This window comes from Acinetobacter sp. BY419, assembly GCF_019038395.1.
In the GTDB taxonomy this organism is placed as follows: domain Bacteria; phylum Pseudomonadota; class Gammaproteobacteria; order Pseudomonadales; family Moraxellaceae; genus Acinetobacter.
This window is the reverse complement of record NZ_JAGFXZ010000053.1, coordinates 1-10,957: the sequence shown is the minus strand read 5'-3', so window position 1 is coordinate 10,957 and position 10,957 is coordinate 1. Positions and strand designations below refer to the sequence as shown.

The following is a 10,957-nucleotide window of genomic DNA, read 5'->3' as shown; positions in this document are numbered from 1 at the left end:
AGGAAACGTTGCTATATAACCGAGGAAACGTTGCTATATAACCGAGGAAACGTTGCTATATAAGTCCTGAAATCCTTTTGTATAAAGGGTTTCAGGACTTATAAAAACATTTAAAAACTTTAAAATATATTAAAAACCTTCTTCTTTAAAAATTGCCCTTGGTTTTCGCTACGCTCAAACTCTATTGAACTTCGCTAAAGCTCAGTTCTTCGGGGCAATTTTTAGCAAATACCTGGAATGAATTCTCTAAAACAATTAGGAATTCGCTTCGCTCAGAAGCTCTTTTGCTCGCTACGCTCGATCTAGAAGCAAATTAAGCTTGTTCGCACCCTTCGGATGCTCTGTATTTAAGTCTTAGCAGCAAATTAGAGTTTGTAATCAGAGAAAAAACACAACGAGAATTTCGATTAGATTACTTCGCTCCTAGACACTCGCTAAAACCTGCTCTGAATCGTCATATTTTGCATTTTTAGCCCTAGTTACAGATTTTCATGTAGGGAGATATGCTTTAAATATTTAAGTAGCTTAAATCGCAAATGAGTGGAATTTAGAAAAGTGCTTTCAGAATTAAAATAATTAAAAAAAAAGCTTTTTTTGACCAATCTAGATGGTTGATAAAGTGAGTTTTCACAACTCTATAAAATTAATAACTACTTAAGAAACGAGTTTTATAGAAATAAATGACCATATTTGAAATAAATCAAGCATTCGATACTGTAACTTTGATGTCTTCACATAGTGAGATTTTAGCTGATCAAACAGTCTTAATTTCTCTACACTTTGATGTTGCTTTAATCAAGTTAAAAAGCACTAATTTGATTAGTGTCAGTAAAAATTGCATAGATATTTATGTTGATAAACAAAATATTATTTTGAATATCAATGAAGGTTGCGAAACAGCAATTGAAGAGTTACAAAATTTTTTTGCTGACGCTTCAAATTATGAATAGATTTAAATTGAAAAGTCATTTTCATAATCTCGCTCTGGCTTTAAAGTAGGGGTATTCGAAACATTTGGTGTTGAAAGTACCCTACGTTCATATTTTTCACCAACTTTAGTTTGAAATTCTACAATGATAGATAAAGCAGAAGGACAATGCTTTTCAATAAATTTTTTATCATCATCTACAAGCTTCAAAATTTTTATGCGTATTGATTCATTAAGACTTGTGATTTTGTTATTAAGAGAAAATAGTTCACTAAACTCACTGTAGCGCCCTTTCACTGAACGCTTGTAATCATCAAATTTTTTATTAGCAATAAAATGTAATTCAGTTTCTATATTTCTGATTAAATAATTTGTATTGCTGAAATATGATGATTGTTCTAACTCATAATCTAAGTTTTTCGCATAGTTTTGATTGAGCATTAGCTCAACTTCTTGCCTAAGTTGTAATTCTCTTTTTTGTTTTTGATCATCTAACCATTTTTCATGTTCTATACGTTCTTGATCTTCAATTTTTTTGCGCTTTAATTGCTCTTTTTTAGTAGCTTCAGCTTTACACCAAGTGCCATATTCTTCAAAGCAAGTCGGGAAAAAGTCATTGAGATTATTATTTACGATATCAATGTATGTTTTTTCTACTGCTGAGACACTAAAAGTATTTTTTAGTTTTTTCCAAAAAGTTGGCCGTGGTTCAAGACAATATTTTTTTAGAAGCTCAAAGTCTCTAGTATATTGCATCGAAATTTCATAAATATCATGTTTTTCTAAAAGTTGTATTTGTTTAACGATGCTCTGCTGCAGAACTTCTTCATTAGAATTCCACTCGTTTAAAAAATTTTCATAGATTTTTGGAAAAAGGGTCACTCGCTTTTGTGCTATTTTAATTGCGCTATTTTCTTCTTTTAGATTTATTATATTATTACTAATAATTTCAATATCTTGTGAAACATGGATAAGCTTTTTATTATCTTTTTCTCGCTCAATTCTACGTTTTTTGATCGCATCATTTTTCAGGCTAATCTCTGTATCAATCCCTTTTCGACGTAACTGAGTGACTATTGGACCTTCATGCTGAGTTGCTTCTAGTTCCAATTCACGAACTTTATAACTACGGTGATCCACACGTGTATCAAATCCATTTAGTTCTAGGTGCTGATTACATAATCTTGCAAATGACTCTCTCCACTTACTCACTGTTTTGGTGCCATAGTCACGACTGAAGTCTCTATATTTTTTTGCTGAAAATTCACCATGTTCATTTATAGATCTAGTTGTAAACATGATGTGAGCATGAAAGTTTCGCTCATCACTTCCATTTTTTTTATGCGGTGCATGAATAGCAGCATCAATAACGACATTATATTTTTCAACAAGATCTAAACATAGCTCATGTAATAATTGCTTTCGCTGTTCAGCGTTTAACTCACACGGAAACGCAATTTCGAATTCCCTTGCTAATAGAGCATCTTTTCTACGCTCCACTTTTTCCACCTCATTCCAGAGCTTTTGACGATCTAGTAGTTCAACATTTGTATGTTCAGGTGCATATATTTCTGTAAATTCGACACCTGATTTTTTAGTGTAGTCCTGCTCTTTACCGTAATAATCACATATCAATTTCTTAGCAGAGCGATAGGCTGCACAAGCAATCGCTGAACGTCCTTGCATTCGACTTATTGTTTTGACTGAAAAATGATATAGGGCCATTTTGATTTTGCTCCTTATTTCGATTTATCGAAATTACCAACATATTCATGTTGGTTAGGGGATTACAAAGGGGATTTTCCCCTTGTCGCACCATTGAACAAAGTTCAATGGCTAAGTGCGCTCTTCGAGGACCCTTGCAGGGGGCCAGAACGTCTATTAGAAAGACTACAATGATTTATAACCAAAAAAATGAAGTTGCCTGAAAAGATCAAAAAAATGGTTGATACTTCTTAAAATCAAAGAAATATTTGAGGATCATTTAATGAGTATTGAGTTACTGGATCAAAAAATTAAAAAGCAAGATGAGAGGCTGAAACAATTAAAAGCTCAAAAGCGTGTAATAGAAGCTCGTGAAAAAAAGAAACAAGTTAAACAGCAACGTAACAACGAGACTAGACGTAAAATCTTACTCGGATCTTATTTGCTCAAAAAAATGGAACATGAAGCCAATAAAGAAAAAATACTCGCTGAGCTTAACGAGTATTTGACAGAAGATAGAGATAGAAAATTATTTAATTTTGAATGTTTCTAACATCCGAATTACGCATAAGAGATTTTATGTTAAATGGATATTCATTAAATTATTATAAGATTTATCATTTTCTTGTAATTTTAATATCTCCAATAATATTGTGAGGACCAAATGCCATTATTTCTCCTTGAACAGGGGATAAATAAAGTGTTTCCCAAAGAAGTTTAGAGAAATTTTGCATTACGTCTAATGAATACTCTAATAGATCAGTAGATTCATCTTCATCATTACTTCGATCAAAAAATTGGTCTACTTGTTTAGTGAAATCCTGGAAAAATTCATAATTATTTCTCTCAAGTTTAATTAGCTCAGGATTTCTTGGTATAGGAGCTATTATTCGAGGTAATTGCTGTGAATCAATTAAATTAATGCTATCTAGCCTAACCCATGCTTTTTTATTAGGCATACTAAGAGGACAAGCATGCATTACTAGATCTCTATAGACCCCTAGTTTATGGAGCCAACCAGTAGGAGAGCAAATGTCCTTAAAATACTTATCAAAATCGGATGTTACTGGCCTTTTTTCATAATATTTTTTATATATTTTTGATGTGGTATTCATATGTTTATCAGTTTTAATATCATTAGGAACAACATAATGAAAAACATATTCAGCAATATAGTCTCTGAGAATACATGCATTAAATAAGAAAATCTGAAATTTATCGTAGATTAATGAAGAAAAGGCATCTTCAAACTTTTGACCAATTTTTAAATCATTCCTAATGACTTTAGCATTTAATTGCTTTCTATATATTATAGATAAATCATAAAAAGAATTATTAATAGTATCAATGACATATTGAATTCTCTTGGATAAATCCCATAAATGTCCTTTTTGCATACGATAAGCGGAATTAGATATTTCCCCCCACTTTTGACGTGCTTCAGTATGCGCCCAAGTCTCATTTTTATAATCATGATAAAAACGATATTCTGGTAGGCTTGAACCATCAAAATGCATTTCATGATATAGAAAATTTACGCCAATAACTTTATGCCCTCGAGAATTTAAACTTGAATACAACTGGTTAAAATTTTTTAATGTTAATACAGCTGTTTGATTAGTAAGGGTATTAGGGAAAATAAAAACTTTATCTTTTTCTTCTGGAGAGTTGATGGCATATCCGCCACCTAATAAGTGAACTTCTCTAAAGACTATTGGCCAATCAGACATATTTTATAAGTCGCTTTAAGTTTTGTAATATAAAAATTATTTATCCTGTTCACTATAGTATTAATCTTAAAAAAGAAGCTAAGGATTTTTCCCTTTTTTTCTCAACAATGCTAAAATTATTATACGCCATTGACGTACTTCAACTCATGCTATTCATTGAAACTAGTATTTTTACCAAGCAAATCAAAGAGCTTGTTAACGATGAAGAATATCGTCAGCTCCAGCAAGATCTTCTAGTACAGCCTGATAAAGGCGACTTAATCAAAAATGGTGGCGGAATTCGTAAAGTACGTTGTGCTCAGGGCAATAAAGGTAAAAGTGGCGGTATCCGGGTGATCTATTATTGGGTCACAGAGGATGATCAGATCTTTTTCCTGGTGGCTTATCCAAAGTCTGTGAAAGATAATCTGACAGACAAAGAGACCTCGATCCTGCGTCAATTAGTTAAGGAGCAATTTCATGGATAACAACTTATTTGATGACTTAGTTGCTTCAATCAAAGAAGCTGGTGCTATTAAACGTAATGAGATCATGGCAAGTCGAGTCACAGAGCTTGAATTGCCTGATATTAAAGAAGTACGTGAGAAAACTGGCTTAACCCAGGCAGAATTCGCTGCACGTTTGCATATCAGTGCGAGAACCCTCCAAAACTGGGAACAAGGCCGCCGCTATCCGACTGGCCCTGCAGCGACCTTAATTCGTATTCTGGACGCACATCCAACGCTGATTTAAGAAATCCAGATAATAAAAAACCCCGGCATCCTGCCGAGGTTTTTTATTATTACTGGGTGTGCTTTGTTACCTGCTGATCCATGTCTAATAACTTATAATTTTTGTTTTATGTTATGGAACGTCCTGTTCCTGATGAGTTCATCATAGGAAATTACATCCAGGTCGTATAGCGGTAAAGGACCGGAATTCATGTAAGCCTAGACGTACAAAATAGCCTAAATTTTATCCCCAGAAATTGGGGATATTTTTGGCCTTGGGAAGACCGAGAATATTGGGGAAATGTCGAATTTGAGCATTTTTTAACCGATTTTATTGGCTAAATATTACAAATCTGCTTAAAAAACACACGAGTTGTTAAAACGTCTGTTTTTTGATCTTTTGGGTTTAGGATTTATTAAGTTAACTGTTTGATAAATAACATTATTTAAAAATGCATTTCGTATAACCGCCATTATGTTAAGTGGGGCAAGAAACTATTGATTTGTTATAAAAAAACGTTCAACAGCCAACCAAGCGGATAATGCGAATTCATCTCTGTATTTGGAAGGCTGATCAGAAATTTTTTCGAGTAACCAGGGTTTTGCATAATGTTCAGCTGGCCCCATAATTAATGAAATAATCAGGTTTAGCTGTAATTTCTTGAGTTCTTCTAACGGGTATAAAGACTGCAAATGCTGAAAAATAGCTTTATTCCTTAATTTATTTTTCTCATTCAATTCGTGTTGATAGGTACTATTCGAAACATAATATCTTGCTGTCATTTGAAGTCTGGCAAGCTCCACATTTTGCTCTACCCAATCAAGATAGCTATATACAAGTGCAAAAATAAAATCTTTTATATTATGGATATTTTTAAAATATTTTTCCCTCTCAAATGACTGATCATCTAATGCTAAAAAATATAAATTTGCGATGATGCCTTCTTTTGTACCGAAATGATAATAAATCGCCCCCACACTAGTATCAGAATTTTCCCTGATTTGCTCAATGGTCGTGGCTTCAATCCCATGTTGATTAAAAAGTTGTAATGCCGTCACTAAGATTTCTTTTTTTAATTGTTTCCGTCTTCCAGCGTAGTGCTTTTCAAAAATCGCAATGGTATTCATTTCAGACACAGAATTTGCAGAAAACAGAATCTTAAATGAATTACCAGTCACTTGACAATTAGCTAAAACAGAATAAAACTCAGAAATAGAATATAGTTCTAACCTTAAAACAACAATGAGATTAAATAAGAGGATGAGGCATGAGTACACTGAACATATGGGAAAGACTGTCGTCTAAACCTTGTGGGAAATGGGCATTTTCCAAAGCGTTATGTCTTAAGGCCCCTTACTTTGCCAATATCAGTCCTAAATTTGAGGAATTACGTCCTGAATTTTGCAAAGTCAGTATTTCTAAATCTCGTAAAGTCACCAATCATTTAGGCACGGTGCATGCCATTGCCATGTGCAATATGGCAGAGCTGTCAGGCGGTACCATGACTGAAGTCACTGTCCCTGCAACCCATCGCTGGATTCCTAAGGGCATGACCGTTGAATATTTAAAGAAAGCTACAACAGGATTGGTGGCAACAGCGACACCTGCAACAGCACTAGATTTAACGCAACCGAGTGAATATCTGGTCAATGTTGAAGTTAAAGATCAGCTTGATGAAGTTGTCTTTAAAGCGGGCATTACCATGTGGATTTCGCCAAAAAAGGCGTGATTGCGCTGATTCATCAAAATGATAATTATGGAGTTTGAACAACATGACCTCTCAAAAAAGAATGCTGATTACAGGGCTGTTATCTGGCCTTATTTATGGTCTTTGGACGTATTATATTAACTTTGGTGCGGATAATGTCTTACTGTCTGCATGGACGCAAGCAATCAATAGTTTTATTGGTGGTTATTTGGTTGCGGGTTTAGTTGAATTTTCTTATAGAGTCGTTCCTGCACCCTATAAGTTTATGGTTTCTGCCTTTGTTCCCTATGCTTTACTCATGATCCTTTATGCTTTTATTCATCATTACATTGGAACGAAACACGTTTTCTATACGATCCTACCAAACATGTTAATTGGTTTTCCATATTTTTTCTTATATGTTAATAAGTTAGAGAAAAATAGTGGCACTGTTGTAAATATTCCACAGGGATAATACATCTCACTATTAAGCTGATCATTTATATAACGTGGATTATTTTTAATAGGCGAGGATTTTTGCTTCTTTTACACCACGATCAATAATTTTGATTATCTGATCTGGATTTTTTAGCCAAATACTATGTCTATTGCCCTTCAAATGTGAGGGTAATTCAATTTGTTCTAAAACATGATGATGAAACATGTCTGCTAATTTTTTAGTAGACTTTAGAGGGGAAAATCGATCATCTTTTATATTAATAAACAAACCTTTAATTGCATTTTTCTTAAACTCTATTCCTGAAAAACTATAATTCCCAGTTAATACAGTGTGACACCAATTATTCATCAGGCTTTTGGCTTCTCTATACCCAAAACCAATCTTGTAACCTGGGAAAAAACCATAGGCTTTAGTCAGCGCTTTAAATAATAACACTGCACTTAGTATTTTAGCCCTGCCTGTCAGATTCCAATTCTTATAATGAATGTTTCCTGAAGCAATCACGACGATTGGCGCATTATTTTTTAAGGCATATAAGCTGGCAAGATGCCCCCCTAAGCTATGTCCTAAAAGGACAAAATCCTGTGTATCACAACTTTTGATCAAATTCGGTATAAAGTATTGAAGTAAATCCGCATAGTCATAATCGTGGTCTTTAGAGATTTGAGGAATATTCTCTCCACAACATGGATAATCAGCATAAATTACTGAATAACCTTTATTTTTAAGACCAGTTATCAATCTTTCATACTTTTTAATCGGCACGCCAATCGCAGGTAATATAATAAAAGTTAAATGTTTATCCTGACTACTTGGGCTAATTTTATTCACTTTAACTGCATACACGTCTTTAAAAAAGAAACTATTCATCCGTTTTAATTCCTATATGGATTCAAATGAATCATTAAGGGTAATCCTAGATTTTTTAGAAAGGCTGTACGTGAATTTGGATTGTTCTTACTTTCAGCTTTGATGAGCTCAATAAAAGTTTTATTAAAGTTTTCTCTCGGATAATTTTCTATAATTTTTTTCTTAAAAGTTGAAGGTAATTTATGAAATTGTTCACCAATCACATCACACGATGCACCTTGCTGTAAAAGTAGGACTTCATTGGGATGTGATGGATCAATATAACCATTCATATGAATGCAAATGGCATCTTTGATGAGTAGTGTCTTATCTTCATCAAAATTGATCTGTGCTGCTTTATACGCAAATTGATCCGCACTTTCATGTGTAAAACATTTACAGCCTTTAGTTTCTAAATGAGGTTCTGTTAAACCAATGTCATGGAACAAAGCCGCTGTGAGCAGTGATTCTGGATCAAAGGTTTTATTCTGAATTTGGCCTAAAGCAGCTCCCCAAAAATAGGTTCTCCAAGAATGATTAATGATCGGAGCACTCGCTTTTGATTCGAGTTCTTCTATAGCCAGTTCAATCATTTTGGTATCTGGAACAATAATTTGGTCGAGATTTATATTTTTATTTAACTGTTTTTTATATAAGTTTTCTTTAATTGGTGTCATTAGGCTGGGTATCAATAGGGTGTTAAATAATTTAATTTTCTCCTTAAAAGATAATTCCCCATTTGCTTTCACAACCCATGAATAGGTCCCTATTTTTGTATGATGCATTATTGTTGGCTCATTTTAGAGTAATTGCTCTAAAATATAAGATGGTAATACTTTTTACAATATGTTTTACGCTTAGAACATATTAAATGCAAAATAGTAATTTAAGATTTCCTAAAATTAACATAATACACCTTATACGAAATGTGTTATAATTTTCCTTATAAATCAAGGCTGTAGTTTCTATTTTTAAGCCCAACTTTACCAAGTTGGGCTTTTTTTATGATTATTTGCGTTCCACGGTCAATAAGTGAGCAATGTTCCAAGGTTTTGTGTAGCCCAGGTTAACCATAAGGAAGGAAAAAACGGCTCAGGAAGCCACGTTTTTTAGGCTCAGGTTCAACGTGCTCAGGCACAGGAATTCGTTTCTTGATCTCTTGGTCAGTAGTCAATCCGTCATGTTTAGGCTGAGCTTGGATCTCTGCTTGTACAGGCGCTTCTTCTTTGGCGAGTTCAACGGTTTCTTGAGGTGCAGCAGAAGGTATTGGATCTTCTATTTTTGGTGGTTTTGGGGCTTCTAGTAGACGTTGTATAGCATCTATTTGATTATCTTTTGCGGCTAATTGTTCTCGTTGGAAAACTTCTCGTTCATGTGCAAGATCTAGTTGCTTTTTAAGCATCTCTACCTGTTGTTTAAGCATGTCTACTTCTGTCTCTTTTTGTACCGTAGTAGACTGTAACGTAGTTACATTTTTATTTTTATTAGATGGTTCTCCAAATACTCGTATAGCTTCGGACAAATCTATCTTTCCATCACTATTTTTAGATAAATCACCTTTATTTATACGCTTATAGATACTTTGTCGATTCATCCCATAGAGGTCAGCGAGTTCAATAACAGATAATGCTTTCATCATGTAACCCAAGTAAAAAAGATGTATGCCAGTAGTATTATTTTGAATATGTAACGTTACATTAACATTTTAAAGATATCCAACCTTTTCAAGCATAGGAGAAAGCTCCTTCAATTTCTCAGAGTCTTTAAGCATTTCCGCAATTCTGATTGCAAATTGTGAGTAACTTTCACTACCTTCAGAATATCTGCTCATTTCAGGAAGTTCAGAAAGTTTACCTGCAAATAAGTAGCGTTGAGGATCAGTCATTTTTTTGGAAAGGAGATCTGAATTTTTTAATTTTGTTTGATCTTGACTAGGTTTATCTTTCGATTTTTTCTGTTTAAAGGAAAAAGAGAAGCCTGAGATTACCCGTCCCTTTTTGTGTTGTTCATACTTAACATTAATATCTGAAAACTCATTAATTTGATCAAGGGCTATTTCTAAAACACGTCTTTTAAAGGCTTCCATACGAGTATATTCATTGATGCCAATGCCTAACTGACTACGGAATTTATTTAATTCGTATTGTGGAGTTTTTCCTATGGACTTCCATTGCATGAGTAGCTCATATAAACGGACAGCGTACACACTCTTGAAATCAGCAGTTTTTTGTAGATGATAGCTTGTAAAGTACTGTTCAAAACCATCTATTTTTGTGACATGCTCAATTACTACACGTGTCAAAGTTACTAAAATGTAACCTTGTCCTTTTTTATAATTTGCATCTTGGATCCAACGACTTTTTGTTGTGCTTCCATCATCATTAGTAATAGTGAATTGTCTTTTAAATAAAGAATCTTCTGCTTCGATTAGTGCTAAATAAGCAGCATCAGGAGATACATTAAAAGCTTGAGCATATCTAAGAGCATTCAATTCTAAAGGTGTGTATGTTGAAAGCCCTTGACCAGTTTCTCTAGCGTCGACAATTGCCAACTGTAAGAGACGAGTTTCACTAAGAGAGAGTGTCTGTAGAGCTTGTACAAGCTTATTTGATTTTACGACTAAGTCAGCCATGATTATATTTAGCAACAGTTTATTATTGTTGTCATAACAACATATCGGATACTAGTTGTCAATTTAAAAAAATATTTAAAGCAACAAATATATATTTGTTGCTTAATACCGAGGAAACGTTGCTATATAACCGAGGAAACGTTGCTATATAACCGAGGAAACGTTGCTATATAACCGAGGAAACGTTGCTATATAAGTCCTGAAATCCTTTTGTATAAAGGGTTTCAGGACTTATAAAAACATTTAAAAACTTTAA

General features: G+C 33.7%; 13 protein-coding genes. 6 read left to right on the top strand and 7 right to left on the bottom strand.

Going from position 1 to position 10,957, the window contains the following annotated elements; genetic code table 11:
• The first annotated feature begins 680 nt into the window (after positions 1-680).
• Positions 681-950, top strand: a complete 270-nt coding sequence (locus tag KUG37_RS14185; protein ID WP_216938044.1) for a hypothetical protein — start codon at positions 681-683, stop codon at positions 948-950.
• Positions 951-952: 2 nt separating this feature from the next.
• On the opposite strand, the gene mobQ is transcribed toward KUG37_RS14185, so the two are convergent.
• Positions 953-2,653: a MobQ family relaxase gene (gene mobQ, locus KUG37_RS14180; protein ID WP_216938043.1), complete on the bottom strand. Its 1,701-nt coding sequence runs from the start codon at positions 2,651-2,653 to the stop codon at positions 953-955.
• Positions 2,654-2,915: 262 nt separating this feature from the next.
• Here mobQ and KUG37_RS14175 point away from each other — a divergent pair, with 262 nt between their 5' ends.
• On the top strand, positions 2,916-3,185 hold the full coding sequence (locus KUG37_RS14175) for a mobilization protein (protein WP_216938042.1): 270 nt from the start codon (positions 2,916-2,918) through the stop codon (positions 3,183-3,185).
• A gap of 64 nt (positions 3,186-3,249) precedes the next feature.
• Here the strand turns inward: KUG37_RS14175 and KUG37_RS14170 are convergent, their stop codons facing one another.
• Positions 3,250-4,362, bottom strand: a complete 1,113-nt coding sequence (locus tag KUG37_RS14170; protein ID WP_216938041.1) for a hypothetical protein — start codon at positions 4,360-4,362, stop codon at positions 3,250-3,252.
• 146 nt (positions 4,363-4,508) lie between these two features.
• Here KUG37_RS14170 and KUG37_RS14165 point away from each other — a divergent pair, with 146 nt between their 5' ends.
• Positions 4,509-4,829, top strand: coding sequence for a type II toxin-antitoxin system RelE/ParE family toxin (locus KUG37_RS14165; protein ID WP_005404023.1), 321 nt, complete (start codon positions 4,509-4,511; stop codon positions 4,827-4,829).
• Positions 4,822-5,094: a NadS family protein gene (gene nadS, locus KUG37_RS14160; protein WP_216938040.1), complete on the top strand. Its 273-nt coding sequence runs from the start codon at positions 4,822-4,824 to the stop codon at positions 5,092-5,094. The genes KUG37_RS14165 and nadS overlap by 8 nt, the downstream gene beginning before the upstream one ends.
• Before the next feature lie 473 nt (positions 5,095-5,567).
• On the opposite strand, the gene KUG37_RS14155 is transcribed toward nadS, so the two are convergent.
• Positions 5,568-6,200, bottom strand: coding sequence for a TetR/AcrR family transcriptional regulator (locus KUG37_RS14155; RefSeq protein ID WP_254202715.1), 633 nt, complete (start codon positions 6,198-6,200; stop codon positions 5,568-5,570).
• A gap of 140 nt (positions 6,201-6,340) precedes the next feature.
• On the opposite strand from KUG37_RS14155, the gene KUG37_RS14150 reads away from it, so the two are divergent.
• Both KUG37_RS14150 and KUG37_RS14145 read left to right on the top strand, forming a co-directional pair.
• Positions 6,341-6,802 (top strand): hotdog fold domain-containing protein, encoded by a 462-nt coding sequence (locus KUG37_RS14150; RefSeq protein WP_216938051.1) that lies wholly within the window; start codon positions 6,341-6,343, stop codon positions 6,800-6,802.
• 43 nt (positions 6,803-6,845) lie between these two features.
• The gene (locus KUG37_RS14145; protein WP_216938050.1) at positions 6,846-7,235 is read left to right on the top strand and encodes a hypothetical protein; all 390 of its coding nucleotides are present in this window, start codon (positions 6,846-6,848) and stop codon (positions 7,233-7,235) included.
• Positions 7,236-7,280: 45 nt separating this feature from the next.
• Here the strand turns inward: KUG37_RS14145 and KUG37_RS14140 are convergent, their stop codons facing one another.
• From KUG37_RS14140 to repM, 4 genes are all read right to left on the bottom strand, one after another.
• Positions 7,281-8,090, bottom strand: coding sequence for an alpha/beta fold hydrolase (locus KUG37_RS14140; protein WP_216938049.1), 810 nt, complete (start codon positions 8,088-8,090; stop codon positions 7,281-7,283).
• A 5-nt stretch (positions 8,091-8,095) separates the two neighbouring features.
• Positions 8,096-8,854: an HD domain-containing protein gene (locus tag KUG37_RS14135; RefSeq protein ID WP_216938048.1), complete on the bottom strand. Its 759-nt coding sequence runs from the start codon at positions 8,852-8,854 to the stop codon at positions 8,096-8,098.
• A 281-nt stretch (positions 8,855-9,135) separates the two neighbouring features.
• Positions 9,136-9,705, bottom strand: coding sequence for a plasmid replication DNA-binding protein (locus KUG37_RS14130; RefSeq protein WP_216938053.1), 570 nt, complete (start codon positions 9,703-9,705; stop codon positions 9,136-9,138).
• A gap of 69 nt (positions 9,706-9,774) precedes the next feature.
• Positions 9,775-10,701, bottom strand: a complete 927-nt coding sequence (gene repM, locus KUG37_RS14125) for a replication initiation protein RepM (protein ID WP_216938046.1) — start codon at positions 10,699-10,701, stop codon at positions 9,775-9,777.
• Positions 10,702-10,957 lie beyond the last annotated feature (256 nt).